Here is a 24,413-nt window from a genome sequence, read left to right on the forward strand (position 1 = left end):
CCCGATGGGGTCGGCGGAACGGTACGCTATCTACTAGCGAGTAAGTACGAGGCCACAGATGGTGGAGGTTGACCATGGCTCGGACCGGGCAGGCCGGTGATCGCGACACCACCGCGGCACGGTTGCTCACCTCCTCGGCGCGCAACTCCTACGACCCCGACCTCGACGTGGACTGGGCCGCCCCGCTGGCCGAGGACAAGCCGTACATGCCGTTGGAGCGGATGTCGCTCTACGGCACCGATCTCTGGGAGCGGCTTTCCGAGCGGCAGCGGATCGAGCTGTCCAAGCACGAGATCGCCAGCATCATGAGCGTGGGGCTCTGGTTCGAGATCATCCTCATGCAGATGCTCACCCGCTACGCCTATGACCTCGACCCGCGCAGCCCGCACGCGCAGTACGCGCTCACCGAGATCGGTGACGAGACCCGGCACTCGGTGATGTTCGCCCGCACGGCGGAGCGGCTCGGGGTGCCCCGGTACGGCGCTCCCCGGCTGGTGCACAATCTCGCCAGGGCCTTCAAGGCCACCGCGAGCGGCCCCTCGATGTTCGCCTGCGTGCTGGTCGCCGAGGAGACCACCGACCGGCTGCAGCGTTCGATGATGGACGACACCGGGATCCAGCCGCTGATCAGGGCGGTGAACCGGATCCATGTCATCGAGGAGGCGCGGCATGTGCGCTACGCCCGTGAGGAGATCATCCGCGGCATGCCGAAGCTGAGCAGGGCCGGGCTGCGGCTGCATCGCTGGCGCACCGCGGTGGTCTCCTACGCGGTGGTGGAATGCCTTGTCGACCCCCGGGTGTACGCCAGCGTCGGGATCGACCCCGCCGAGGGGAGAGCGGCGGCCGCTGCCAACCCGCATTTCCACGCCACCCGTACCTGGATGGGCGAGAAGGTGGTTCCGTTCCTGCGCGAGCAGGGCCTGATCGGCGGAACGGGCGAGCGGCTGTGGCGCCGCTGCCACCTGCTGGGTTCCTGACCGGGGATCAGTCCGGCGGGGGCTTCAGCTCCACGATCTCCGCGGCCGCCTCGCCGTGCGGGGTCCGGTAGGTGATGGTGTCCCCGGCGTTGTGGCCGACGATGGCCCGGCCCAGCGGGCTGTCCAGGGTGAGCGCCGAGGCCGAGTCCTCGTCGGCGGCGTCCTCCGCGATGGCCACGATCCGCAGGGTCTCCTCGTCCCCGTCGTCGAAACGCAGTGTGACCGTGGTCCCCGGCGGGATCGGGTACTCCTCCTGTCCCGCGCCGCTGAGCATGTCGACGATCTCGCTGATCCGGCGGTCGATCCACGCGGCGCCCTCCGCGCGTTCCAGCATGTCGGCCTGGTCGGCGCTGTCGCCGAGCGACTCCTCGCTCAGCCGCGGTGCGAGCGCAGTGCGCTGTTCGCGCAACTGGGCCAGTTCCTCTTCCAGCCGCGCGCGTGCCGTTGGGCTCAACCCACCTGTGGACGTCATGCGGACATTGTCCACGGGAAAGCGGGATACGGCAGCACAACGTGATCTTGCGTAACCGCCGTATCCCGCTGGTCAGTTCTTCCCGTAACCCGCTCGGCGTAGTGCGTCGGCCAGTGCGCCGCCGCCGGAGTCGCCCTGCCTGCCGCGCCCGCCCGCGCCGCGGTCGCGGCGTTGCTGCTGGCCACGGCGCTGGTTCTGCTGCGGGCCTCCGCGATTGCGCTCGCCCTTCTCGCCCGGCTTGGCCGCCTTGCCGCCGACCTCGTCGTCCAGCCGCAGGGTCAGCGAAATTCGTTTGCGCTCGACATCCACCTCGAGCACCTTGACCCGCACCACATCACCCGGCTTGACCACCTCGCGCGGGTCCTTGACGAAGTTCTTGGACATCGCCGATACGTGCACCAGGCCGTCCTGGTGCACCCCGACGTCCACGAAGGCGCCGAACGCGGCCACGTTGGTGACCACACCCTCCAGCTGCATACCCGGCTGGAGGTCGGTGACCTTCTCCACACCCTCGGCGAAGGTGGCCGTCTGGAAGGCGGGCCGGGGGTCGCGGCCGGGCTTCTCCAGCTCCTTCAGGATGTCGGTGACCGTGGGCAGCCCGAAGGTGTCGTCCACGAACCGCTCGGGGGACAACCCGCGCAGCGCCTTGGAGTTACCGATCAGCGCACGGGTCTCGGTGCCCGCGGCGTCCACGATCCGGCGGACCACCGGGTAGGCCTCCGGGTGTACGCTGGAGAAGTCCAGCGGGTCGTCCCCGTCCCGGATCCGCAGGAAGCCCGCGCACTGCTCGAACGCCTTCGGCCCGAGCCGCGCGACCTCCTTCAGTGCGGTGCGGGAACGGAACGGGCCGTGCGTGTCCCGATGCAGCACGATGTTCTCGGCGAGCCCGGAGCCGATGCCGGACACCCTGGTCAGCAGCGGGGCCGAGGCGGTGTTCACATCCACCCCGACGGCGTTCACGCAGTCCTCGACCACGGCGTCGAGTGAGCGGGACAGCTTGCCCTCGGCGACATCGTGCTGGTACTGACCGACGCCGATGGACTTCGGGTCGATCTTCACCAGCTCGGCCAGCGGATCCTGCAACCTGCGGGCGATCGAGACCGCCCCGCGCAGGGACACGTCCAGGCTGGGCAGTTCCTGCGCGGCGTAGGCCGATGCCGAGTAGACCGAGGCGCCTGCCTCGGAGACCATGACCTTGGTCAGCTTCAGCTCGGGGCGCAGTTTGACCAGGTCAGCCGCCAGCTTGTCGGTTTCCCGGGAGGCGGTGCCGTTGCCGATCGCGACCAGCTCGACCTTGTGCTCCCTGGCCAGCTTCTCCAGCGCGACCAGCGCCTCGTCCCAGCGCGCCTGCGGTTTGTGCGGGTAGATGGTGTCGGTGGCCACCAGCTTGCCGGTGTCGTCCACCACCGCCACCTTGACCCCGGTGCGGTAGCCGGGGTCCAGCCCCATCGTCGGCCGGGTGCCCGCGGGCGCGGCCAGCAGCAGGTCCCGCAGGTTGGCCGCGAAGACCCGCACGGCCTCGTCCTCGGCGGCCTGCCGCAGCCGCATCCGCAGGTCGATGCCGAGATGCAGCTGGATCTTGGTGCGCCAGGCCCAGCGCACGGTGTCGTTCAGCCACTTGTCCGCGGGACGGCCGTGGTCGGCGATGCCGAACCGGGCCGCGATGTCCACCTCGTACTCGGTCGGTCCGGCCTCCCGCTCGCCACCCGGCTCCACGGTGAGGTCGAGGACCTCCTCCTTCTCCCCGCGGAACATGGCCAGCACCCGATGCGATGGCAGCTCGGTGAAGGGCTGGGCGAAGTCGAAGTAGCCGGCGAACTTGGCGCCCTCGGTCTCCTTGCCCTCGCGGACCTTGGCGGCGAGCCTGCCCTGGCCCCACATCTTCTCGCGCAGCTCGCCGATCAGGTCGGCGTCCTCGGCGAACCGCTCCACCAGGATGGCCCGCGCGCCCTCCAGCGCGGCGGCGGCGTCGGCCACGCCCTTCTCGGCGTCCACGAACACGGCCGCGGCGGCCTGCGGGTCGGTGCCCGGATCGTCCAGCAGCCCGTCCGCCAGCGGCTCCAGCCCCGCCTCCCGCGCGATCTGCGCCTTGGTCCTGCGCTTGGGCTTGTACGGCAGGTAGATGTCCTCCAGCCGCGCCTTGGTCTCGGCGGCCATGATTCTGGCCTCGAGCTCGGCGTCCAGCTTGCCCTGCTCACGGATGGAGTCGAGGATCGTGTTCCGCCGCTCCTCCAGCTCGCGCAGGTAGTTCAGCCGCTCCTCGAGGGTGCGCAGCTGGGTGTCGTCCAGGGTGCCGGTGACCTCCTTGCGGTAGCGCGCGATGAACGGCACGGTCGCCCCGCCGTCCAGCAGCTCCACCGCAGCCTGCACCTGCCGCTCGCCGACACCCAGTTCCTCGGCGATCTTGTGATGTATCGACACCGCCACGTTCCGACCCGTTCTCTCGCTGACGTCCGACCGCATTGTGCATGGCCAAGCTACGCGGTGCGACGCCGACCTGTACCCGGTGGGCGGCCAGTCGGGCCTGCATCCCGGCCGAACCCGCTTCGCTCCGATATTTCTCGGGGACGGATACAAACAAACAACCGGATTTTGAGAACGATTCCTGATATGCAACAAAATGTGGACCGCTGTCGATGTACGGGCGTCGGAGCGACGGAACCCTCGGAGGTCGCACGGTGGCGCGCAGGGACGTGGTCGAGGATCGGTTGGACCGGCTGGTGGCCGGGTTCGGTTGGTACGTGGACAGCTACGCCAACCTGACCGCACCGGCCAGCAGGCAACTGAGCACGCATCGCGCCACGATCGCGCGCAGGCAGCAGGCAGGGGGAGTGGAGGCGGCCCTCGCCGACCGGAAGTTCATCACGGACCTGTACCGGACGTTGCGGGCCTGGCGGCTGGGACACCGTGCCTCCGAACTCGTGCCGGAGGAGGAGTTCGCCAGTGCGCTGCGGCGCGCCGGGCCCGCCATCGCGGAGCTGGAGCAGCTGCGGATCGACGATCCCGAGGCACCGGGTGAGCTCGCGGACCGGCTGTGGCGGCTGGTGCCGATGGACCGGCGGTGGACGGGGAAGTTCTTCGCGCTGCGCGCGCACGAGTGGCAGCTGTGGCAGCAACCAGGTGACCGGTGCGGGTTGGTCGACCAGCCGCACCAAGGTGATGGACAACGCCGTCATGGCCTACTACCAGACGACGCTGTCCGGCAGCCGGACGGAGCGTCCCACCACCCGCCAGGTGTCGTTCCCGGTGGCGGGACTGCCTCCGGCCAGGAGCGAGGCCCTTTCCATCTTCGGCGCCGGGCACCCGCACGCACCACGGGTGCGGTCGTTGCTGCATGCCGCGCAGGAGGCGAGCGCGGGGCAGGGTTTCACCCCTGCCGGGCACGAAGCGGTGGCACTGGAGCTGACCGTGCACCGTGCGCAGGAGGACCGGCTCTCCGATGCCACCAACTTCCTCGGCGGGGTGGGCGACGTGCTGAAGGACAAGCGGTACCGGCGGCCGCTGCTGCATCTGGATGATCTCGCGGCGGTCTGGTTGTACCGCAACGACCGGCAGATCAAGCAGGTGCTGTACCGGGAGGACGTCGCGGCACGGACCTCCTACACCGTCACCGTGCGGGTGCTCGACTGAGCGCTGCTCAGGATGCGGAGCGCGCCGCGCGTGCGGCGTCGAACGGCGCCCGGTCGAAGATGATCCGGAGGTGCGTGATCTTGCCGTTCCGGACGGTGAGGTGCTCGGCCCCGGGTGCGCTGGCGACCGGAACGGTTTCGGTGTCGTACATCAGCAGCGCGGTCTCCGCGTCGCCGAAGGCCGCGATCAGGGTCGAGCCGGTGAGGATCTGGGTGAAGGGACCCATGAAGCCGCGGAACGCCTCCGCGCCCTCGATGAGCCCGGGCGGCGCCGCGCAGACGATGTCCTCGGCGACGTAGGTCATGGCCCGCTCGAAGTCCTTTCCGGTCCAGGCCCGGTGATAGGCGAGCGCGATGTCCAGGGCCGGGCTGGTGTTCTCGGTCATGGCGATCTCCTTGTTCCGCTGGTTGTGATCTTGTACTTGTTCGGACACCGCGGAGCCGCCGAACGGAACGGCCGGGGCGTGACAGGATGCGATTTGTGAGCCAGACCGCACTCGACCGCGCCAGGGCGGGGGATGAGCAGGCCTTCCGGGAGCTGACCGACCCGTACCGGCGCGAGCTGCACCTGCACTGCTACCGCATCCTCGGCTCGCGCACCGATGCCGAGGACCTGCTACAGGAGACACTGGTCGCCGCCTGGCGAGGTCTGCGGCGGTACGAAGGCCGCGCCTCGCTGCGGTCCTGGTTGTACCGCATCGCCACCAACCGTTGCCTCAACGCGCTACGGGACTCCGGGCGCAGGCGGCCGCCCGAGCCGGTGCCCCCGTTCGACCCGCCGGAGCCCACCCGCCGCGGCGATCCGACCTGGCTACAGCCCTATCCGGACACCCTGCTGGAGCAGGTCGCGGACGCCGCGCCGGGGCCGGAGGCCAGATACCATCTCAGGGAGTCGGTGGAACTCGCCTTCGTCACCGGCCTGCAGCTGATGCCACCCCGGCAGGCGGCCACTCTGGTGCTGCGGGACGTGCTCGGCTACCCGGCCGCTGAGGTCGCGACCATGCTGGGGACCAGCGAGACGGCGATCAAGGGCACCCTGCAACGGGCCCGCGCGGCACTGGAGCGGCACCGGTCCGATGTGGACCGCGAGCGCACCCCACCCGAGGGCTCCGCGGCGGAGTGGGAGCTGACCCGCCGGTTCGCCGAGGCTTTCACGGCAGGGGACGTCGAGGGGGTCGTCGCGCTGCTCACCGAAGACGCGTGGCTGGCCATGCCCCCGGCACCGCACGAGTACCACGGTCCCGCGGCGATCGCGGGGTTCCTGCGGGCCAGCTTCGGCTGGGACGGCAGTCACCCGGTGCGCCTGGTCGCCACCCGGGCGAACACACAACCCGCGTTCGCCTGCTACCTCGGCGAGCCCGCCACCCCGGCCGGGCTGCTCGTGCTCACCCTCCACCAGGACCGGATCCGTGCCCTCACCCGCTTCCTGGCCGAGGACCTGCCGCGTCACCTCCCCGCTTCTCAGTAGAAGTGCCGCAGCAGCGGCCAGATCCGCGACCAGGGCGCAGTGGTTCCGGTACACAGCGAGATGGGTGTCCCCTGCTCGTCGTTGTCCAGGCCGAAGCCGTTGTCGTGCACGGCGACCACCTCGCAGCCGGTGAACTGCGGTGGGGTGGCGCCCACCGCCAGCACCTTGCCGGTGCGGTCGTGCGGCGGTGGTCCCCAGTCCGCATAGGACATATGACCGGAGTACGGCCGCGGCAGGCCGAAGACGGGGCCGTGCTGTTCGAGTGCTCCCGCCTGGCCGTAGTTGCTCGTGAAGATCACCGCGGTGGCCCGCTCCCGTGGCGGTACCCGGCGCCAGGCCGCGGAGACCGTGGCCGCGAACCGGGACCAGCCGACCTGCTCGCCCTGCTCCTTGTTCAACGCGAGGATCGGGCCGTTCAGCGACCCAGGTGGAAGCACGGGCAAGGCGATGAGCGCGGACATCGTGATGCCGGCGACGGCGAGTCCGCCTGCCAGTGCCCGCCGAGCGGCGTACCGACCCGCGTCCAGCCAGGCCAGTGCCGGCCCCGCCCCGGCGGCGGTGAGCAGAATCAGCAGCGGGATCGCGTAGTACGGCTTCCCGCCGAGCAGGAGCAGCACACCACACAGCAGCAGGTAGCCGATCGGCAACACCCTGGCCCAGCGCAGGCCGGGGTCCCGCCAGATCCGGAGGAACCCCGCAAGCCACACCGGAACCAGGACGGGTGAGAGGTATGCCAGCTGAAGCGGGACGAACATCAGGCGGTTCTCGGCGCCGTCGTCCGCGCTGATGCCACCCGCCACGGTCAGCATCGGGAAGTCGTTGGTGGCCTGCCACACCACCAGCGGTGCCACCAGTACCGCGGCCACGGCGATCCCGGCAGGCAGCCAGCCGGTGCGCAGCGCCCGCGCCTGCCCTGCCAGCGGCAGTGCGACCGCCAGCACGGCGAACAGCAGCAGCACCAGCCACTTGTTGGCCAGTGCGACCCCGGCCGCGGCGCCGATCGCCAGCCACCAGCGCCCGTCGCCGGTGCGCAGCAGGCGCAGCGTCAGCAGCCCGATGACCGTCCACATCAGCATGTCGACGGTCGTTGTCGAGAGCATGTGCGTGACCACCAGCACGAAGGTCGACGCGGCGATCATGCCGGCCGCGAACGCCTGTGCCCGCCAGGCGCCGCCGAGTTCGCGCGCCACCAGTGCCGCCACGACCACGGTCGCGGCACCGGCCAGGGTCGCGACCACTCGCAGGCCGACCGGGGTCTCGCCGAACAAGGTCGTGGCGACCTCGGCCAGCAGCGGGGTGAGGGGTGGTTGGTCCACGTAACCCCAGTCGGGGCGGTCGCCTGCCACCAGGAAGTACAGCTCGTCGCGGTGGAAGCCGTAGCGGCCGGACATCGCGGTGAGCACCACGACCTGCAATGCCGCGATCAGCGTGACCGGGGTCGGCGCGAACCGGGGCAGTGCGCCTGCCGGTGTTCCGGCTTGTCCCCCTGCCCCCATGCCGCCCATCCCCGAAGCCTAGCGAAGCCCGCTACTGTGGCACCAACGGTAAGTTTTGGCGAACGGTTGACACCAACTTACCGTTAGTCAAGACTTACCCTTGTGCCTGGTGCTGCCGCGAGGGTGTTGGACGCCTTGGGTGACGCGAACCGTCGCCTGATCCTGGAACGGCTGTCGGCCGGCCCGTTGCCCGTGGGTGCGCTGGCCGACCAGCTACCGATCTCCCGGCCCGCGGTGTCGCAGCACCTGCGTGTGCTCAAGGAGGCCGGGCTGGTGGACGTGTCGGTGGCAGGCACTCGCCACCTGTACCGGATCGACCGATCCGGGTTCGCGGCCGTCCGGGACTATCTCGACCGGTTCTGGACCACCGCACTGGACACCTTCGCCGCGCTGGCCGAATCCGAAGCAGCCCATCCAGACCGGGCCGAACCAGAGGAGTATCCGAGATGACCGCAGAACCCACCGCCGAGATTCAGGTGCACCGGTCGGTGCGCGTGCCGTTGCCACCGGAACGGGCTTTCGAACTGTTCACCGCGCGGATGGGGGAGTTCTGGCCACGCGAACACTCCATCGGCTCCTCGGCGATCGCGGAGGTGATCGTCGAGCCATGGCCCGGTGGCCGGTGGTACGAGCGCGGGGTGGACGGCACCGAGTGCGACTGGGGCCGGGTGGGTGAATGGCAGCCGCCGGACACGGTGGTGCTGCTATGGCAGATCGGGGCGAACTGGCGGTTCGATCCGGACCTGGAAACCGAGGTCGAAGTGACCTTCACCGAGGAGTCCGCCGGGCGCACCCTGGTCGAACTGCGGCACCGGCACCTGGAGCGCTACGACGGGCAGGCGGATGTGATGTACGCGGTGTTCGACTCGCCAGGTGGCTGGACCGGCACCCTGGACCGGTTCGCCGAGGCGGCCGGATGACCGGGCCAGGACGGCGTGGCGGGGAGGTGCTTGCACTGGCGGCCGACGAGCGCGCCGACTTCGCCGACTTTCTCGAGACGCTGACCCCTTCGCAGTGGCAGGCGCCGAGTCTGTGCGCGGACTGGACCGTCCGGGACGTGGTCGCGCACGTGATCAGCTACGACGAGCTGAGCTGGTGGGAGACGACGAAGCGCTTCGCCCGTGGCCGGTTCGTTCCCGGCCGGATCAACCAGCTCGGTGTGGCCGAGTACGCCCGCGAACCACGGGAGCTGATCGCACTGCTGCGGGCCCACCAGCGCCCCAGCGGGTTACCCGCCGGCTTCGGCGGCATGATCGCACTCGTCGACGGCATGATTCACCACCAGGACATTCGCCGCCCGCTTGGCCTGCCCCGGGACATACCCCGGGACCGGCTACGGACCACCCTGCGGCTGGCGCTGCTCGCGCCGCCCATCCGCGCGTTCGTCCGGGCCCGTGGCCTCACCCTGGTCGCCACCGACCTGGACTGGTCGCGAGGTTCCGGGCCGGAGGTACGCGGACCAGCGGAGGCACTGCTGATGGCGATCGCAGGACGTGCCGGTGCGCTCGACGAACTGTCCGGCCCCGGCCTGCCCCTGCTCGCCGCGCGGGTCTGACCGTCGCGGCCGTCAGGCAGGCTCCGCGAGGTGGGCGTTCCACACGGCGGCGGCGTCCTCATGGGAGTCCACCCCGGCGAAGAACGCGTCCGCCAGCGAGTCGTAGTCCGGTTGTCCCACGCCGGTGACCTCGAGGAAGGTCGGGCGGTAGACGGCGAAGGCGGTCGAGTCGGTCAGCGGGCAGTACGGCACGGCCAGCCGGAGCGACCCCAGGCCGTATCTGACCGCGTCGACGATCAGGGCGTCGGTCCGGCCGGTGTCCAGGTTGAGATAGGCGTCGGCCACCAGCACGGCGCGGATGGCATCGCGTTCGTTGCCGTCCAGTACTTCCTGGGCGGCCCGGGTGGACTCGCCGATGTCGTCGAGCATGAACCGGTCCATGCCACGCTCACCGTTGGGCTGCTCGTAGGCCAGCATCGGGATCAACGTCTCGCCGTCGGAGACCGACCAGATACCGTGTGCCGCCCAGAAGCCTGCCAGCTCCGCGGTCTCGATCATGCGCGCCAGCATGTCAGCCGGAGCGCGCCGCCGTGGCGGGTTTCCGGAAATCCGGTGGGCGCATTTCGGGGTGACCTCCGGTGCTACGGTCGTTTCGCCGGGCCGGACATCGGCGAGGGGGAGTTCATGAAGATCGTGCTACCCGGGGGTACGGGGCATATCGGCGAGTTCCTGAGCCGGGAGCTGGCCGCGTCCGGGCACGAGGTGGTGGTCCTGAGCCGCCGGGATGACCTCGCGCTGGGGCCTGGTGTCCGGCACGTGCACTGGGACGGCCGCAGCCTGGGGGCCTGGGCGGCGGAGCTGGACGGTTGCGACGCGGTGCTCAACCTGGCAGGTCGCAGCGTCAGCTGCCGCTATACCCCGAGGAACCTGCGGGCCATGATGAACTCGCGGGTGGACTCCACCCGCGCCGTGGGCGCGGCGATCGAGCGGGCGGCCGACCCGCCGCCGGTGTGGCTGCAGATGAGCACGGCCACCATCTACGCCCACCGCTTCGATGTCGCCAATGACGAGGCGACCGGCATCATCGGCGGCACGGAGGCCGATGTTCCCGGGTACTGGGCGTTCAGCGTGGACATCGCCAAGGCATGGGAAGAGGCGCAGCAGCAGGCCGAAACGCCACATACCCGCAAGGTCGCGCTCCGCACGGCCATGGTGATGAGCCCCGGCCGCGGCGGCATCTTCGACATGCTGCTGCGGATGGTCCGGCTCGGCCTCGGTGGCCCGGTCGCCGGGGGAGCGCAGTTCGTCTCCTGGATCCACGACCGGGACATGTTGCGGGCGATCGAGTTCCTGCTGGAGCGAGACGACCTGCACGGGCCGGTCAACCTGGCCGCGCCGAACCCCCTGCCGCACCGCGAGTTCATGCGCACGCTGCGCGCCGCCCGCGGCATCCCGTTCGGCCTGCCCGCGACCGCGTGGATGGCCGAGATCGGCGCGTTCGTGCTCCGCTCGGACACCGAGCTGCTGCTGAAGAGCCGCCGGGTCATCCCGGGCGTCCTGCTGGACCAGGGCTTCTCCTTCGACCACCCGCACTGGCCGGACGCGGCACACGAACTGGTGCGCCGGACCCGGCGCGGCTCGCTCAGCAAATCGGTGGCAGGCACGACGAGCGAGAGGCGACAATAGCCAGGTCGGGCCGAAGGGAAAATCGGGATCGACTTCATGTGGTAGCTGGCTACGAGGGCGGGTGTATGTCTGCTTATTTTATCAATTGACTCACCCGATGCGGTCCCGTTGCAGGATTATCAGCTCTGGAATGCATCGAGCGGAATTTTTTGCTGGATTGTCGAGTTCCTTCGGAACAAGGCCAGCCATCCCGGCCTGTCGGCAATGCCGGACGATTTTGATAGGCGGTTCGATGGAGCCTGCCGAGCGAACTTACTTCGCAGGCCCCGAATATTCGGTTGCGCTGGAGCTCGTTCGTGAGCTGGTGGATATCGTCAACCGTTTTTCGCGTGAGTATCAGCAGTCGGCTTAGGGGAATCCGGCGCGGGGGAGACCCACCTCCGTGGTGAGCACCCGGCCGGTGTGGGACTGGAACAGCTCGCCCATCCTCTCCACGCCTCGCCAGTCCGCCACCATCAGGAACAGGGTCCTGCCTTCCGGGCCGCCCAGCATGCAGGCGAAGCAGGCACCGTCCAGCTCGAACTGGTCGAGTACCTCACCGCCCTCGCGGACCCGCCGCGCCACGGGCTTGTCCTCGACCACATCGGAGGTCCAGATCGCGCCCTCGGCGTCCATGGTGATGCCGTCGCCGCCGACCTCGGCCCACACCCTGCGGTGCGAAAGGCTGCCGTCCGGCCCGATGTCGAACGCGGTGAGCCTGCCTGCCCAGCTCTCCGCCACGATCAGGGTCGAGTTGTCCGGGGTGACGACCATGCCGTTGGGGAACCAGATGTCCTCGGCCACCCTGCGGGCCTTCCCGTCCGGGGTGACCAGCAGGATCGACCCGGGGCGGAAGTCCTCCTCGGCGAAGTGGAAGCCGACGCTGTTGACGTAGCTGTTGCCGCGGTCGTCCACGACGATCTCGTTCAGCGTGTCGGCGGTCCCGCGCAGGTCCACGTGCTGGACCAGGGAACCATCTGCCTCGACCCGCAGCAGTTCGTCCGCACCGGTCACCAGCATGCGGCCGTCGGGCAGCCAGTCGATGCAGTACCCGGCGGCCTTCGGGCCGCGCGCGATCACTTCGGTGCTGCCGTCCAGGTCCGCGGCGACGATCTGCTGCGCGATGCCCCAGTTGGCGAACCACAGCCTGCCGTCGTGCCAGCGCGGCGACTCACCGACGACCAGGCCATCGACCAGCGTCTTCAGCTCGGGCATGATCCGTTCCTCCTTGCTCAGCCGGCTCGTGCCGGCACCGTCTTCGGTACCTACACGAACGACTGGCCGCCGGATCGACAACCCGATCGTCCGGTTTCTAATCGGCTGATCTGGTCGCCGCGTACAACAGCATGTCCACCCGGCTGCCGCCGATCTCCTGGTGACTACGCAGCAGCCCCTCGCGCTCGTATCCCGCGAACTCGGCCGTGCGCACCGAGCTCAGGTTCCACGGCTCGATGTAGAGCTCCACCCGGTGCACCCCCGGAACGGACCAGGCAAACCGGGTCAGCGCGGTGAGCGCCTGGCCCGCGATCCCGCGCCCCCGGCTGCGCGGCGCGACGGCATACCCCGCGCTCGCCCGGCCCGCGGCGATGGATGCCAGATGCAGGCCGATCACACCCAGCGCCTCGTCGGTGCGCCGGTCCGCGACGCAGAAGGAGTACCCGGCCCCGGTACCGAGCCGTTCGTGCTGCCGCTCGATATAGGCATGTGCCTGCTCGGCGTCGGCGTTGCCTGGCAGTGAACCGATCTGTGGCAGGTAAGGATCGGTGGACAGGTCCAGCACCATGCCCACGTCATTGTTCGTGAAGGCGCGCAGCCGCACGTTCCGGAACTCCGGCGGGGCCGATGGCCAGGCAAGCCGGGTCATCGTGCGCGACCGCCAGATATGAGGCGGGTACCGCATGCGGGCGCTCCTGCCGAGCGCCATCGCGGTGACGGGGGCTGGGTGGCCTGCGCATCCGGGGACACTCGCGGGTCCTCCTCGGGCATGGCTCGCCACCACCGTTTCCCCGCCGCGACGAAATCCTCCACGGCCATCGGCGTGCCGTCGAAGCGTTCCACCGTCAGCTCCGCGAACTCGATGACACCCTCGATGCAGTACGGCACGTATCCGCTGTCTTCGTTGTCGAGACCACACTCGTTGAACCAGTACAACGAGTGTGCTCCGGGCGTCGCGTTCGTGCGGATATCCAGGCTGGCCACGGAGGGCCAGTCGTCGGCCGGATCGGTACAGTCCAGGAACTCCCAGCCGTACATCGTGCCGCACAAACCGATCGCGGCGAAGAAGTCCTCGACCTCGCCGTAGTCCCGCAACGGGATCGCCGGGCCATCGGACCGGGTGGCGCCCGGGTACTCCCGGCGCAGCAGCACCCGTACCTCCGACACCCCGGACAGGATCAAGGCCCTTCGGGTGTCCGGATCGACGGGGCCCTGCTCAGGCAGGGCCAGCACGTGCAGCAGCAACTCGACCCGGTTGTCCGGCCGCGGCCGGAGCCCGACGACGGCGGCCTCGTTCAACGCGACGTTCAGGTCCGGCCGTACCCGCTCCAGCGTTTTCATCTCGCCATCGTCACCCGGCCGGTCACGGTTGTGCAGCCCAATTACCCCCGTCCACGGGGTGCGGTAAGCACAGGGACCCCGGCGCCGCGCCGTGGGTCGAGGGGTGCGGCATGATCTGGGCATGACGGCCAACGAATCGCAACCAGCAGCCGATGTGAAGCCGCGTAGCCGCGAGGTCACCGACGGCATGGAGCGCGCCGCGGCCAGGGGCATGCTCCGTGCGGTGGGCATGGGTGACGAGGACTTCGCGAAGCCGCAGATCGGGATCGCCTCCTCGTGGAACGAGATCACTCCGTGCAACCTCTCGTTGCAGCGGCTCGCCGAGGCCAGCAAGCAGGGCGTGCACGGCGGGGGTGGGTACCCGATGGAGTTCGGCACCATCTCGGTCTCCGACGGGATCTCGATGGGGCACGAGGGCATGCATTTCTCCCTGGTCTCCCGCGAGGTGATCGCCGACTCGGTGGAGACGGTGATGGAGGCCGAGCGGATGGACGGCACGGTACTGCTGGCCGGCTGCGACAAGAGCCTGCCCGGCATGCTGATGGCCGCCGCCAGGCTGGACGTGGCCGCCGTCTTCCTCTACGCCGGTTCGATTCTGCCCGGCACGGTGGACGGCCGCGAGGTCACCATCATCGACGCGTTCGAGGCGGTCGGCGCCTGCGCACGGGGGCTGATCTCACGGGACGAGGTGGACCGGATCGAGCGGGCGATCTGCCCCGGCGAGGGCGCCTGCGGCGGTATGTACACCGCGAACACCATGGCCTGCGCGGCCGAGGCGCTCGGCATGTCGCTGCCGGGCTCGGCCAGCCCGCCCTCGGTGGACCGGCGGCGGGATCGGTTCGCCCGCGCCAGCGGGGAGGCCGTGGTCGAGATGCTGCGGCACGGGCTCACCGCGCGGTCGATCCTCACCAAGGCGGCATTCGAGAACGCGATCGCCGTGGTGATGGCCCTCGGCGGCTCCACAAACGCGGTGCTGCACCTGCTGGCCATCGCGCACGAGGCCGAGGTGGAGCTGACCCTGGACGACTTCACCCGGGTCGGTGACCGCGTCCCGCACCTGGCCGATGTCAAACCCTTCGGCAAGCATGTGATGACCGCGGTGGACCGGGTCGGTGGGGTGCCGGTGGTGATGAAGGCACTGCTGGACGCCGGGCTGCTGCACGGCGACTGCGTCACGGTCACCGGGCGCACGGTGGCGGAGAACCTGGCCGAGCTGGCGCCGCCGGAGCTGGACGGCTCGGTGCTGCGCAGGCTCGCCGACCCGATTCACCCCACCGGCGGGCTGACCATCCTGCACGGCACCCTCGCCCCGGAGGGTGCGGTGGTGAAGAGCGCCGGGTTCGACTCCGCCCGGTTCGAAGGCACCGCGCGCGTCTTCGACGGGGAGCAGGCTGCGATGGACGCCCTGGGCGAGCTGAAGGCCGGGGACGTGGTGGTGATCCGCTACGAGGGGCCCCGCGGCGGTCCCGGCATGCGGGAGATGCTCGCGGTCACCGGCGCGATCAAGGGTGCCGGGCTCGGCAAGGACGTGCTGCTGCTCACCGACGGCCGCTTCTCCGGCGGGACGACCGGGCTGTGCATCGGGCACGTGGCGCCGGAGGCCGCGCACGGCGGCCCGATCGCCTTCGTCCGGGACGGCGACCCGATCGTGCTGGACATGGCCACCCGCACGCTGGACCTGCGGATTGACGAGGCCGAGCTGGACCGGCGCCGGGAGGGCTGGCAGCTGCCGAAGGTGCCGCGGCGCACCGGCGTGCTGAGCAAGTACGCCAAGCTGGTCGGTTCGGCGGCGCAGGGGGCGGTGTGCTCATGACTTCCGAAGGCGATCAGCGAGGGCGGGCGGCGGAGCAGCTGTGGGCCGCCTGGCGGGACGGGTATCGGCTGGACGCCGTGGCCGCGGCCGACCGGCCGGGCGATCTTGCCGAGGGCATGGCGGTGCAGCTGGCCGTGGAAACGCTCGCCGGACCCGGCTACGGATGGAAGATCGCGGCCACCGGCCCTGGCGGGCAGGCATTCCTCGGGGTGGACGGCCCGCTGGCGGGCAGGTTGCTGGAGCGGTTCCAGCACCAGAACGGGGACACCGTTCCGGCGGACACCCTGCACATGGGCGTCGCGGAGGCCGAGTTCGCGTTCGTGCTCGGCGCGGACCTGGAACCCGCCGAGGTGCGTTCGGTGGACGATGTACTCGCCGCGGTGGGCGCCGTACACCTGGCGATCGAGCTACCGGACTCGCGCTACGAGCGGTTCGACCAGGTGGGCGGGCCACAACTGGTCGCCGACGCCGCCTGTGCCGGGCGCATGATCATCGGGCGGGAGGTCCGGGAGTGGGCCGAGGTGGACCTGGTGCGGCACCCGGTCTCGCTGCGGGTCGGCCCGGCGGCCGAGCACGGCAGCGGTGAGCTGGTGCTCGGCGATCCCCGCAAGGCACTGCACTGGCTCGCCATCGAGCTGCCCCGGCTCGGCACGCGGCTACGCGCGGGGGAGCTGATCGCGACCGGCAGCACGACCAAGCCGCTGCCGATCCGGCCCGGCGACGAGGTGGTGGCCGACTTCGGCGAACTCGGCACCGTGCGCGCCCGCATCGCGGGGTGATCAGGCGCCGTCCGGCTGCTCCATCTCGGCGAGGATCCGCGACCACTGCTCGGCCATCGCCGTGTTGAACTGCGCCAGGTTGTCCACGTTCCACCGGCGACGCTCCGGCTCCATGCCGGCCAGGTAGTCGCGGACGCGCTGCTCCTCGTCGAGCTGCTTGCCCTCCTCGCCGGTGACCTTCGGCGGGGGAGGGCCGCCGCGCAGCCGGCAGGCTTCACACACCGTTCGCTCATCCGGCTTGAGATAGATCTGCTGGTCGCAGCCGTCCGTCTCGCAGGTGGGAAAGGTCGTAGCCGTCACGGTGAGCCATCGTGCCAGGCCACACCGCGATATGCGCGAGGCGGCACGCCGTGGCCGGGCATGCTGCCGTCCGGGATGGATTCGATGTACCAAGTGGTACACTCGAGCCGTGAGGTTCGAGGTGTCCCGCCGGGTCGACGCCGACCCGGCCGCGGTCTGGGCGGCGCTGACCGACGTCGAGCAGTGGCCGAAATGGACCAGCTCGATGACCTCCGTGCGGCTGCTCGGGGAAGGACCGCTGCGGGCCGGTAGCCGGGCCGTGGTCAAGCAGCCCGGCCTGCTCGCGCAGGTGTGGCAGGTCACCGAGTTCACCGAGGGGCGCGAGTTCACGTGGGTCGCCCGTGGCCCCGGGGTGACGACCACGGGTAGCCACGTGCTGGTGCCCGAGGGGGACGGCGCGGTCACCGTGCTGCTCGGCCTGGAACAACGCGGGCCGTTCGGCGCGGTGATCGGGCTGTTGCTGGGCACGGTGACCCGCCGCTACCTCACCATGGAGGCGGAGGGCCTCAAGCGCGCGGCGGAAGACGCGCCGTACTAAGTGTTTTGGGCACGGGTTCCGGCCGGGCACAGAATCAGCGCTGGAGGTGGTGACCGTGCCGACCCCTCGCGAACACCCGAAACTGAGCAGGCGAAGCGTCGTCGGAGGCGTGGGCGCCAGCGTGCTGGGCGCGGCCGTCGTCCGGCCACCCTGCGCGCACGCGGCCCGGCAGGCGGCCACATCGCCGGAACGGTTCGGCAGGCTGTTCGACCTCCCGCCCTTCGCGGACAACACCTTCGAGGTGCGGGCCGCCCTGCGGCGGCTGGGTGAGCCGGGCGGGCAGCTGGACGCCACCGATCCGCTGCATCTCGGACCCGAACGCCTCATCACCGATCCGGAGGCCAGCCGGAACAACCCGAACAACACGACGCACACCGCGGGCACCCATTTCATGGGGCAGTTCATCGACCACGACGTCACCTTCGACGTCGACTCCAAGCTCGCCATCCCGCGCCGCCCCGAGGAGACCCGTAACCGCCGCGACCCCCGGCTTGATCTGGATTCGGTGTACGGCGGCGGGCCGTCGGTCGCGCCGCAGCTCTACCTTCCGCACGACCTGGACAAGTTCAAGGTCGGGTTCGGCGGCCGGTTCGAGGACCTGCCAAGGGACGACGGTCGGGTCGCCCTCGTCGCCGATCCGCGCAACGACGAGAACCTGATGGTCGCGGGCCTGCACGCGGCGTTCCTGCTTGCGCACAACCGCAGGGTGGACGAACTGCGCGCGGACCGGCCCGGTGGCGGCTCGGTGTTCGAGCGGGCGAGGCTCGACATCGTCCGGCACTACCAGTGGCTGGTGGTCAACGAGTTCCTGCCGCTGTTCGTGGGCAAGGCGCTGGTGGACGACATACTCCACAACGGACGCAAGTACTTCCGTCCGCAGCCGGGCGAGCACTTCATACCGGTCGAGTTCCAGGCCGCCGCCTACCGGATGGGGCACAGCATGGTGCGCCCCTCCTACGCGGCCAACCTGTTCGGCAACCTCGGCGGCGAGCCGTTCTTCGGCTTCATCTTCGACCCGGACAGCGAGGGCCGGGTCGACCCGGACGACCTCCGCGGGGGTGCCCGCGCACCGCGCAGGTTCATCGGCTGGGAGGTCTTCTTCGACTTCGGTGACGGCAACGTGCGGCCGAACAAGCGCATCGACACCCGACTGTCCACTCCGTTGTTCACCCTGCCGCTGGCCACCATCCCGACCAGGGACCAGCCGACCGTCCTCGCCCAGCGCAACCTGCTTCGTCAGCTCACCTGGTCGCTGCCGTCCGGGCAGGACGTCGCCGAGCTGATGCGGACACCCGTGCTGCGCGGGGACGACCTCGCCGAGCTGCATGAGCTCGGCGTCGGCTTCGAGCACAGCACACCGCTGTGGTACTACGTCCTCAAGGAGGCCGAGGTACTCACGAACGGGCTGTACCTCGGCCCGATGGGTGGCCGGATCGTCGCCGAGGTGATCATCGGTCTGATCCAGACCGACCCGGAGTCCTACCTGGCCCACGCCGGCTGGCGGCCGACGTTGCCGCGCCGGTCGCAGGACCGGTTCCGGATGACCGACCTGCTGACGTTCGCCGGGGTGGACCCGGCCAGTCGCCGGGCCGGCGGGAAGCGGACGCTGGAACAACGCTGGTAGCCCCCTAGTGCCGCATCAAGCAACGTTGCCTAGCTAATCGCCCGAAGAGCCCTGAACGTGGCATTCGAGACGTCAGATGTCTCGGATGTGCCGTTCGCGACGGTGAGCGTCCGGAAAGCCACGTTCAGGGCACCCCCGGCGGGCAACCCGTAACAGCGGCAACGTTCTGTGCGGCGGCACTAGTCGTCCTCCCGTGTCGAACCGATGGACACGGAGCCATGGCGCAGCGCGACCGCCAGTGCCGACCGCCGGTTCCGCACGCCGAGCTTGCGGAACAGCTGGCCCTGCAGGCTGTGCACGGTCCGCTCGGTGACCCCGAGTACGTCCGCGGTCTGCCGGACGGTGAGTCCACGCGCGACGCAGTGCAGGATCTCAGCCTCGCGCCTGGTGAGCGGTTGCGGCTCGGACCGGGACTCGGGGGCCCGTGGGCCGGGCGGGACGCGCATGACCGGATGCGGCCCGAGGTCCCGCAGGGCGGCGAGCACGGCGGTCGGCCCGTCGTCGTAGGCGACGAGCTCGGCCACCCCCGACTGCCGCAGCCGGTCGGCTTCCGGTGCAAACTCGGCACGGGCCACTGTGGAGTACAGGGCGACCACCCGCACGTGGTGTAGTTGCCTTAGCACCATGACGAGCTCGGTCACGTCCCACGGCGTACGTCCGGACTCGAGCAGCACGGTGTCCACCTTGGTCCGGTTACACGCGGACAGCAGCGCCGTCGGCCGGTCCACGCAGGCCACCACGCGGAAACCCGGCTGCTGTGCGGCGTACCACGCCAGCAGGTCACGAACGAGGTTCAGCCGGTGCTGCAGGACCACTCTCAACGGGCCGGCCATCGTCACCTCCGCTCCGGTCAGTGCCCGAAGCGTGCTCCCTGCCGCGGGAACCGGTCAATTTCGGACGCCTGCGGGTGGCGGGAAGGAAACGATTCGTTGGTTTCGTGATGAGCGACCGGACCGCTCGTGCTCCACGTTTGTCAAAACTCGGGACCGGGCGTGGGAAAGCCTGCAACGGGCGATTGACAGGTCTGTTCCCTGGCCGCCGCCCGGCCGGACGGGCCTGCCACATCGAATGATTTCGTCGCCGTACGCCGCGGCGCGACCGTTCGCTTTTGTCACCGGGCTGACAACTCTGCCGATTCCGCACGGCATTATACCGCCGCCCGTAGCCGTGATCGGCGTGCCGTTGACACCGTTCACCGGCCGAACTTAGGTTGCGGCCTCCAGCGGGCCGCTTCACCTTCCGCGGTATGGAGGTAGCAGGTGAGGGACGTGAAGCCGGGCGGGCTCGGCAAGGCCGCCATGGTGTGGTCGGCGATGCCGCGGACGGCGGGCGAGCAGTTCCGCCCGTTCGCCAGGGAGCTGGGCAGGACGATCATGCGGGAGATCCTGCGCGAGGTCCCGGTGTACGCGCGGCTGCTGGACGGCACGTACCAGCGGACGGTGGTCGGGTACATCGAGCAGGCGATCCTGTGGGCGATCGACGACGTCGGTGACCGGGTGCCGCGCAGCCGTGGCACGCAGCTGTTCCGGCGGCTGGGCGAGCTGGAGTTCGAGTACGGGCGCAGCATCGACCACCTGCTCACCGCCTACCGGGTGGCCGGCCGGGTGGCGTGGCAGTACATCGCGACGCGCGGCCAGGCGTGCGGATTCTCCACCGGCCTGCTGTGCCGCACCGCGGAGGCGCTGTTCACCTACGTCGACGAGGTGTCCGCAATCTCGGTCGAGGGCCACACCGCCGCGAGGGCCCGCAGCCTCGACACGGTCGCCGGGCGCAGGCGCAAGCTGCTCGCGGCCATCGTGGCCGACCCGCCCGCGAGCCCGGACGAGCTGGCCGAGCTCGCGGCCGCCGCCAGGTGGGCGCCGCCGGAGCGGGTCGTGGCCGTCGCGCTCGAACCCGGCGCCGAGCGGCGGCACCGGGCCTTTCCCCAGCTGTCCGAGGCCACGCTCGTCGACCTCGAGCACGCCGAGCCACGCCTCGCCGGGGACTCGGCGGAGGACCTCGCCAGCCTGACCGAGGGAGTGACCGGGTGGCGGGTCGCCATGGGTCCCAGGGTCCGGCTCGGCGACGCCGCGCTGTCCCTGCGCTGCGCGCGGCGCGCGCTGGAACTCATGCGCAGGAACGTGCTGGCTGGTCCGTTCGTCCGCTGCGAGGAGCACCTCGTCACGCTGTGCGTTTCCAGTGACCAGTTCCTGCTCCGCGAGCTGTGCACGCGCAGCCTGGCGCCGCTGGCGGGGCTGAAGGGCAACCAGCGTGCCCGGCTGAGCGAGACCCTGCTCGGCTGGCTGCGGGTGCGGGGCAGCGCCGCGGAGCTGGCCGCCGAGCTCGACGTCCATCCGCAGACGATCCGCTACCGGATGCGCCAGCTGCACGAACTGTTCGGTGACCGGCTCACCGACCCCGAGCGGCGCCTCGAACTGGAGCTCGCCCTCAAGGCCCAGGGCCTGCTCCCGGTCCAGGAGAGCCGCGAATGACGCACCGGGCCTCCCAGCGCGCGTCATGTCGTGGCGTACGTCGCGAAGAACAGCTCGGCCGCGTCCTGGACGGCTTCGCGGTCGTTGGTCGTGAGCAGGTCGAGGACCAGGCCGCGGGCCGTGGCCAGGGCGAGCCTGGCGTGTGCGCGGGCCCGCTCCGGCGGCATCCCGGCCCGCTCGGCGAGCGCGGTGAGCGGGCCAAGCCACGTATGCACGAGCCCTTCCAGCAAGGGCGTGGTGTGTTCCCTGCCCTGTAGCGCCTGGCCGTACAGCTCGAAGAACAACCGGGCATGCGGGTGCGTCGCCGGGTCGGCGAGCTGCTGCCACATCCGCCGGGCCTGTTCGCCGGGGGTGAGGCCGGAGTCGGCTGCCAGTTCGGTGAGTACGGCGCGCTGCCGCGCCTCCACCGCGCGCACCACCGCCACGAGCAGGCCCTCCTTGGAGCCGAAATGGTAGATCAGCATCCGATGGCTGGTGCCCAGCTCGGCTGCGAGGCCGCGCAGGCTGATGTCGGCGAGTCCGTGTTCGGCGAAGTACTGCACGGCGGCGGCGAGCAGCTTCTCGCGTTGCGGGCTCGTCCGCGCGTTGCCATCGTTCCCGGTCACGGTGTCGATGCTGGCAGACATCCGGCGATCGGGGCACCTCGTGCTACGGTATTCCATGGATTTTTGGAGGACTTGATGGATGCCGTGACCAAGCCGATGGTGTTCGACCAGATCGCCCGGGTCGGCAAGGCCCTGGCCAGCGGGAAACGCCTCGAGCTGCTGGATCTGCTCGCGCAGGCCGAGCGCACGGTGGAAGGGCTGGCCCGCGCCGCGGGCCTCGGCGTGACCACGACCTCGGCGCATCTGCAAACCCTGAAACAGGGAGGTCTGGTGGCGACGCGCAAGGAGGGCACCCGCGTGTTCTACCAGCTGGCCAGCTCCGAGGTCGCCGCGCTCTATGCCGCCGTGCGGGATGTGGCGACCACGCACCTTGCGGATGTCACCGCCGCGGTCACCGCCTTCCTCGGCCCGGAAGTGGAACGGGTGACGCGGGCGGAGCTGCTGGCGCGTGCCGATCGGGGTGAGGTCACCGTGCTGGACGTGCGGCCCAAGGTGGAGTACGCGGCGGGGCACATTCCCGGGGCGCTCAACATCCCGCTCGACGAGTTGCCCGACCGGCTCGACGAGCTTCCGGAGGGCACCGAGATCGTCGCCTACTGTCGCGGCGCGCAGTGCGTACTCGCACCCGACGCGGTGCGGCTGCTTGCCGACCAGGGGCGGCCCGCCAGCCGGCTCGCCGACGGCATGCTCGAATGGCGCCTTGCCGAGCTGCCCGTCGAGGGCGGTGCCCGATGACCGCGACACATCCCGCCCTGACCGAGGGCCCGATCCTGCTGGACTACAACGCCACCACCCCGGTCGACCCGCGGGTGACCGAAGCGATGCTGCCCTACCTGACCGGGTGGTTCGGCAACCCCTCCAGCGGCCACCACTACGGCCAGGAACCCCGGCGGGCACTGGCTCGCGCCCGAGGCCAGATCACCGCGCTGCTCGCCGCCCCGGATGACGGGCAGGTCGTGTTCACCGGCTCGGGCACGGAGGCCGACAACCTCGCCCTCCGCGGGGTGGTCCTGGCCAGCGGGGTCGAGCGCCCGCATGTGATCACCCCGCGCACCGAACACCCCGGCATCCTGGAAGCCTGCCGTGCCCTGCAACGCCTGTACGGCGTGGACGTGACCTATCTGCCCGTCGACGGCGACGGCCTTGTCGACCCGGACACACTGGCCGCCGCGTTCACCCCGGCCACGGTGCTGGTGTCGGTGATGGCCGCCAACAACGAAACCGGGGCCCTGCAACCGCTCGGCGAGCTGGCCCGCATTGCTCACCGGCACGGCGCGCTGGTGCACTGCGACGCCGCCCAGGCCGCGGGCAAGATCCCGTTGGACGTCACCGCCTCGGGCGTCGACCTGGTGACCGTGGTCGGCCACAAGATGTACGCCCCCAAGGGAGTTGCCGCCCTCTACCTGCGCCCCGGGCTCGAGCTGGAACCCCTGGTCTACGGCGGCGGTCAGGAGGGCGGCCTGCGTTCCGGGACCGAGAACGTCGCCCTCGCCGTCGCGTTGGGCACCGCCGCGGAACTCGCGGCGACCGAACTCGCCGACGGAGGCCACCATCACCTCCGGCGCCTGCGGGACCGGCTGCACACCCGGCTCGAACACGCCCTGCCCGAGCGGGTGCTGCTCAACGGCCCACCCGGGCAGCGGCTGCCCAACACCCTCAACATCAGCATCACCGGCACCCTGGGCCACGACCTCCTCGCCGCCGTGCCCGAGATCGCGGCCTCCACCGGCTCGGCCTGCCACTCCGGCGACCATCAACCCTCGCCCGTGCTTGCGGCCATGGGCATCGACACCGACCGCGGTCTCGCCGCGCTCCGGCTCTCCCTCGGCCGCTGGACCACTGCCGAGGACGTCGACCGGGCGGCCGACCTGCTCACCACCGCGACCAGGCGGGCGCACTGGGAGCACACGTATCAGCGGCATCCCGGGATGTACGGCGACCAGCCCTCAGCCCCTGCGGTGCATGCCGCGGCGGCCTTCCGGGACGCGGGGGCGCGGCGTGTGCTGGAACTGGGAGCCGGACACGGCCGGGACGCGATCTTCTTCGCCCGGTCCGGGTTCACCGTGCACGCCACCGACTTCAGCGCCACCGCCCTGAACCAGCTCCGCGGCACAGCTGACCGGACGGGCGTGGCGGGGGAGGTGACCACCGCCGTGCACGACGTGCGCCGGCCGCTGCCGCTGCCGGATGCGAGCGTCGACGCGGTGTTCGCGCACATGCTGCTGTGCATGGCCCTGACGACCGAGGAGATCCACGCCGCGGTGGCCGAGATCGCCAGGGTCCTCGTGCCCGGCGGCGTGCTCGTGTACACGGCCCGGCACACCGGCGACGCGCACTACGGCAGCGGCATCGCCCACGGCGACAACATCTTCGAGCACGGCGGGTTCGCGGTGCACTTCTTCGACCGGAACCTGGTCGACACGCTCGCCGACGGCTGGCACCTGGGTGAGGTGCATGCCTTCGAGGAAGGCGAGCTGCCGCGCCGCCTGTGGCGGGTCACGCAGACCCGGCCGCGATAGGCCGGT

25 protein-coding genes are annotated in these 24,413 nt (G+C 70.4%); 14 read left to right on the forward strand and 11 right to left on the reverse strand.

Features of this window, described 5'->3' with window-relative positions; translation table 11 throughout:
- Nucleotides 1-74 precede the first annotated feature (74 nt).
- A complete protein-coding gene (locus KOI47_RS08315; protein WP_216215410.1) occupies nucleotides 75-977 on the forward strand; it encodes an AurF N-oxygenase family protein in 903 nt (300 codons plus the stop codon).
- Nucleotides 978-984: 7 nt separating this feature from the next.
- Here the strand turns inward: KOI47_RS08315 and KOI47_RS08320 are convergent, their stop codons facing one another.
- Nucleotides 985-1,449, reverse strand: coding sequence for a GreA/GreB family elongation factor (locus KOI47_RS08320; RefSeq protein ID WP_216215411.1), 465 nt, complete (start codon nucleotides 1,447-1,449; stop codon nucleotides 985-987).
- A gap of 72 nt (nucleotides 1,450-1,521) precedes the next feature.
- Complete coding sequence (locus KOI47_RS08325; protein ID WP_232376619.1) at nucleotides 1,522-3,876, reverse strand: Tex family protein; 2,355 nt, start codon at nucleotides 3,874-3,876, stop codon at nucleotides 1,522-1,524.
- A gap of 693 nt (nucleotides 3,877-4,569) precedes the next feature.
- On the opposite strand from KOI47_RS08325, the gene KOI47_RS08330 reads away from it, so the two are divergent.
- A complete protein-coding gene (locus tag KOI47_RS08330; RefSeq protein ID WP_216215413.1) occupies nucleotides 4,570-5,079 on the forward strand; it encodes a hypothetical protein in 510 nt (169 codons plus the stop codon).
- 7 nt (nucleotides 5,080-5,086) lie between these two features.
- Here the strand turns inward: KOI47_RS08330 and KOI47_RS08335 are convergent, their stop codons facing one another.
- A complete protein-coding gene (locus KOI47_RS08335; protein ID WP_216215414.1) occupies nucleotides 5,087-5,464 on the reverse strand; it encodes a nuclear transport factor 2 family protein in 378 nt (125 codons plus the stop codon).
- A gap of 95 nt (nucleotides 5,465-5,559) precedes the next feature.
- Here KOI47_RS08335 and KOI47_RS08340 point away from each other — a divergent pair, with 95 nt between their 5' ends.
- Nucleotides 5,560-6,546, forward strand: coding sequence for an RNA polymerase subunit sigma-70 (locus KOI47_RS08340; RefSeq protein WP_232376620.1), 987 nt, complete (start codon nucleotides 5,560-5,562; stop codon nucleotides 6,544-6,546).
- On the opposite strand, the gene KOI47_RS08345 is transcribed toward KOI47_RS08340, so the two are convergent.
- Nucleotides 6,540-8,051 carry an ArnT family glycosyltransferase gene (locus KOI47_RS08345; protein WP_232376621.1) on the reverse strand — a complete coding sequence of 504 codons (1,512 nt, stop codon included), beginning with the start codon at nucleotides 8,049-8,051 and terminating at the stop codon, nucleotides 6,540-6,542. The genes KOI47_RS08340 and KOI47_RS08345 overlap by 7 nt on opposite strands.
- Before the next feature lie 114 nt (nucleotides 8,052-8,165).
- Here KOI47_RS08345 and KOI47_RS08350 point away from each other — a divergent pair, with 114 nt between their 5' ends.
- The 3 genes from KOI47_RS08350 to KOI47_RS08360 are packed head-to-tail and all read left to right on the forward strand — an operon-like array spanning nucleotide 8,166 to nucleotide 9,597.
- Nucleotides 8,166-8,492, forward strand: a complete 327-nt coding sequence (locus KOI47_RS08350; protein WP_332461448.1) for an ArsR/SmtB family transcription factor — start codon at nucleotides 8,166-8,168, stop codon at nucleotides 8,490-8,492.
- Nucleotides 8,489-8,962, forward strand: a complete 474-nt coding sequence (locus tag KOI47_RS08355) for an SRPBCC family protein (RefSeq protein ID WP_216215417.1) — start codon at nucleotides 8,489-8,491, stop codon at nucleotides 8,960-8,962. Before KOI47_RS08350 ends, KOI47_RS08355 begins: the two co-directional genes overlap by 4 nt.
- Nucleotides 8,959-9,597: a maleylpyruvate isomerase family mycothiol-dependent enzyme gene (locus KOI47_RS08360; RefSeq protein WP_216215418.1), complete on the forward strand. Its 639-nt coding sequence runs from the start codon at nucleotides 8,959-8,961 to the stop codon at nucleotides 9,595-9,597. The genes KOI47_RS08355 and KOI47_RS08360 overlap by 4 nt, the downstream gene beginning before the upstream one ends.
- A gap of 12 nt (nucleotides 9,598-9,609) precedes the next feature.
- Here the strand turns inward: KOI47_RS08360 and KOI47_RS08365 are convergent, their stop codons facing one another.
- A complete protein-coding gene (locus KOI47_RS08365) occupies nucleotides 9,610-10,095 on the reverse strand; it encodes a hypothetical protein (protein WP_216215419.1) in 486 nt (161 codons plus the stop codon).
- Nucleotides 10,096-10,149: 54 nt separating this feature from the next.
- On the opposite strand from KOI47_RS08365, the gene KOI47_RS08370 reads away from it, so the two are divergent.
- Nucleotides 10,150-11,223, forward strand: coding sequence for a TIGR01777 family oxidoreductase (locus KOI47_RS08370; RefSeq protein WP_232376622.1), 1,074 nt, complete (start codon nucleotides 10,150-10,152; stop codon nucleotides 11,221-11,223).
- A 348-nt stretch (nucleotides 11,224-11,571) separates the two neighbouring features.
- On the opposite strand, the gene KOI47_RS08375 is transcribed toward KOI47_RS08370, so the two are convergent.
- The 3 genes from KOI47_RS08375 to KOI47_RS08385 all read right to left on the reverse strand — a co-directional run bounded on the left by KOI47_RS08375 (nucleotide 11,572) and on the right by KOI47_RS08385 (nucleotide 13,758).
- Nucleotides 11,572-12,417 carry an SMP-30/gluconolactonase/LRE family protein gene (locus KOI47_RS08375; protein ID WP_216215420.1) on the reverse strand — a complete coding sequence of 282 codons (846 nt, stop codon included), beginning with the start codon at nucleotides 12,415-12,417 and terminating at the stop codon, nucleotides 11,572-11,574.
- 97 nt (nucleotides 12,418-12,514) lie between these two features.
- Nucleotides 12,515-13,102: a GNAT family N-acetyltransferase gene (locus tag KOI47_RS08380; RefSeq protein WP_232376623.1), complete on the reverse strand. Its 588-nt coding sequence runs from the start codon at nucleotides 13,100-13,102 to the stop codon at nucleotides 12,515-12,517.
- Complete coding sequence (locus KOI47_RS08385; RefSeq protein WP_216215421.1) at nucleotides 13,063-13,758, reverse strand: hypothetical protein; 696 nt, start codon at nucleotides 13,756-13,758, stop codon at nucleotides 13,063-13,065. The genes KOI47_RS08380 and KOI47_RS08385 overlap by 40 nt, the downstream gene beginning before the upstream one ends.
- Nucleotides 13,759-13,879: 121 nt before the next feature.
- On the opposite strand from KOI47_RS08385, the gene ilvD reads away from it, so the two are divergent.
- Nucleotides 13,880-15,571: a dihydroxy-acid dehydratase gene (ilvD, locus tag KOI47_RS08390; RefSeq protein ID WP_216215422.1), complete on the forward strand. Its 1,692-nt coding sequence runs from the start codon at nucleotides 13,880-13,882 to the stop codon at nucleotides 15,569-15,571.
- Nucleotides 15,568-16,350, forward strand: coding sequence for a 2-keto-4-pentenoate hydratase (locus KOI47_RS08395; RefSeq protein WP_216215423.1), 783 nt, complete (start codon nucleotides 15,568-15,570; stop codon nucleotides 16,348-16,350). Before ilvD ends, KOI47_RS08395 begins: the two co-directional genes overlap by 4 nt.
- On the opposite strand, the gene KOI47_RS08400 is transcribed toward KOI47_RS08395, so the two are convergent.
- Nucleotides 16,351-16,650, reverse strand: a complete 300-nt coding sequence (locus tag KOI47_RS08400; protein ID WP_216215424.1) for a hypothetical protein — start codon at nucleotides 16,648-16,650, stop codon at nucleotides 16,351-16,353.
- Nucleotides 16,651-16,759: 109 nt separating this feature from the next.
- Between KOI47_RS08400 and KOI47_RS08405 the strand changes: the two genes are divergently transcribed.
- A complete protein-coding gene (locus tag KOI47_RS08405) occupies nucleotides 16,760-17,188 on the forward strand; it encodes an SRPBCC family protein (protein ID WP_216215425.1) in 429 nt (142 codons plus the stop codon).
- Between the two features lie 55 nt (nucleotides 17,189-17,243).
- The gene (locus KOI47_RS08410; protein WP_216215426.1) at nucleotides 17,244-18,812 is read left to right on the forward strand and encodes a peroxidase family protein; all 1,569 of its coding nucleotides are present in this window, start codon (nucleotides 17,244-17,246) and stop codon (nucleotides 18,810-18,812) included.
- Nucleotides 18,813-18,991: 179 nt separating this feature from the next.
- On the opposite strand, the gene KOI47_RS08415 is transcribed toward KOI47_RS08410, so the two are convergent.
- Nucleotides 18,992-19,645 (reverse strand): helix-turn-helix transcriptional regulator, encoded by a 654-nt coding sequence (locus KOI47_RS08415; RefSeq protein ID WP_216215427.1) that lies wholly within the window; start codon nucleotides 19,643-19,645, stop codon nucleotides 18,992-18,994.
- Between the two features lie 426 nt (nucleotides 19,646-20,071).
- Here KOI47_RS08415 and KOI47_RS08420 point away from each other — a divergent pair, with 426 nt between their 5' ends.
- Nucleotides 20,072-21,283 carry a helix-turn-helix domain-containing protein gene (locus tag KOI47_RS08420; protein WP_232376624.1) on the forward strand — a complete coding sequence of 404 codons (1,212 nt, stop codon included), beginning with the start codon at nucleotides 20,072-20,074 and terminating at the stop codon, nucleotides 21,281-21,283.
- A gap of 23 nt (nucleotides 21,284-21,306) precedes the next feature.
- Here KOI47_RS08420 and KOI47_RS08425 read toward each other — a convergent pair whose 3' ends face one another.
- The gene (locus KOI47_RS08425; RefSeq protein ID WP_216215428.1) at nucleotides 21,307-21,909 is read right to left on the reverse strand and encodes a TetR/AcrR family transcriptional regulator; all 603 of its coding nucleotides are present in this window, start codon (nucleotides 21,907-21,909) and stop codon (nucleotides 21,307-21,309) included.
- Nucleotides 21,910-21,963: 54 nt separating this feature from the next.
- On the opposite strand from KOI47_RS08425, the gene KOI47_RS08430 reads away from it, so the two are divergent.
- Both KOI47_RS08430 and KOI47_RS35440 read left to right on the forward strand, forming a co-directional pair.
- Nucleotides 21,964-22,623: an ArsR/SmtB family transcription factor gene (locus tag KOI47_RS08430; RefSeq protein WP_216215429.1), complete on the forward strand. Its 660-nt coding sequence runs from the start codon at nucleotides 21,964-21,966 to the stop codon at nucleotides 22,621-22,623.
- On the forward strand, nucleotides 22,620-24,407 hold the full coding sequence (locus KOI47_RS35440; protein ID WP_232376625.1) for an aminotransferase class V-fold PLP-dependent enzyme: 1,788 nt from the start codon (nucleotides 22,620-22,622) through the stop codon (nucleotides 24,405-24,407). The genes KOI47_RS08430 and KOI47_RS35440 overlap by 4 nt, the downstream gene beginning before the upstream one ends.
- The last annotated feature ends 6 nt before the right edge of the window (nucleotides 24,408-24,413 follow it).

The organism is Amycolatopsis aidingensis, from assembly GCF_018885265.1.
GTDB classification, from domain to species: Bacteria; Actinomycetota; Actinomycetes; order Mycobacteriales; family Pseudonocardiaceae; genus Amycolatopsis; species Amycolatopsis aidingensis.

Excerpts from the sequence above, each read along its gene's own strand:
- KOI47_RS08315 (WP_216215410.1), top strand. The coding sequence starts at position 75 with ATGGCTCGGACCGGGCAGGCCGGTGATCGCGACACCACCGCGGCACGG.
- KOI47_RS08320 (WP_216215411.1), bottom strand. The coding sequence starts at position 1,449 with ATGACGTCCACAGGTGGGTTGAGCCCAACGGCACGCGCGCGGCTGGAA.
- KOI47_RS08335 (WP_216215414.1), bottom strand. The coding sequence starts at position 5,464 with ATGACCGAGAACACCAGCCCGGCCCTGGACATCGCGCTCGCCTATCAC.
- KOI47_RS08345 (WP_232376621.1), bottom strand. The coding sequence starts at position 8,051 with ATGGGCGGCATGGGGGCAGGGGGACAAGCCGGAACACCGGCAGGCGCA.
- KOI47_RS08355 (WP_216215417.1), top strand. The coding sequence starts at position 8,489 with ATGACCGCAGAACCCACCGCCGAGATTCAGGTGCACCGGTCGGTGCGC.
- KOI47_RS08360 (WP_216215418.1), top strand. The coding sequence starts at position 8,959 with ATGACCGGGCCAGGACGGCGTGGCGGGGAGGTGCTTGCACTGGCGGCC.
- KOI47_RS08365 (WP_216215419.1), bottom strand. The coding sequence starts at position 10,095 with ATGATCGAGACCGCGGAGCTGGCAGGCTTCTGGGCGGCACACGGTATC.
- KOI47_RS08375 (WP_216215420.1), bottom strand. The coding sequence starts at position 12,417 with ATGCCCGAGCTGAAGACGCTGGTCGATGGCCTGGTCGTCGGTGAGTCG.
- KOI47_RS08380 (WP_232376623.1), bottom strand. The coding sequence starts at position 13,102 with ATGCGGTACCCGCCTCATATCTGGCGGTCGCGCACGATGACCCGGCTT.
- KOI47_RS08385 (WP_216215421.1), bottom strand. The coding sequence starts at position 13,758 with ATGAAAACGCTGGAGCGGGTACGGCCGGACCTGAACGTCGCGTTGAAC.
- ilvD (WP_216215422.1), top strand. The coding sequence starts at position 13,880 with ATGACGGCCAACGAATCGCAACCAGCAGCCGATGTGAAGCCGCGTAGC.
- KOI47_RS08395 (WP_216215423.1), top strand. The coding sequence starts at position 15,568 with ATGACTTCCGAAGGCGATCAGCGAGGGCGGGCGGCGGAGCAGCTGTGG.
- KOI47_RS08415 (WP_216215427.1), bottom strand. The coding sequence starts at position 19,645 with ATGGCCGGCCCGTTGAGAGTGGTCCTGCAGCACCGGCTGAACCTCGTT.
- KOI47_RS08425 (WP_216215428.1), bottom strand. The coding sequence starts at position 21,909 with ATGTCTGCCAGCATCGACACCGTGACCGGGAACGATGGCAACGCGCGG.
- KOI47_RS08430 (WP_216215429.1), top strand. The coding sequence starts at position 21,964 with ATGGATGCCGTGACCAAGCCGATGGTGTTCGACCAGATCGCCCGGGTC.
- KOI47_RS35440 (WP_232376625.1), top strand. The coding sequence starts at position 22,620 with ATGACCGCGACACATCCCGCCCTGACCGAGGGCCCGATCCTGCTGGAC.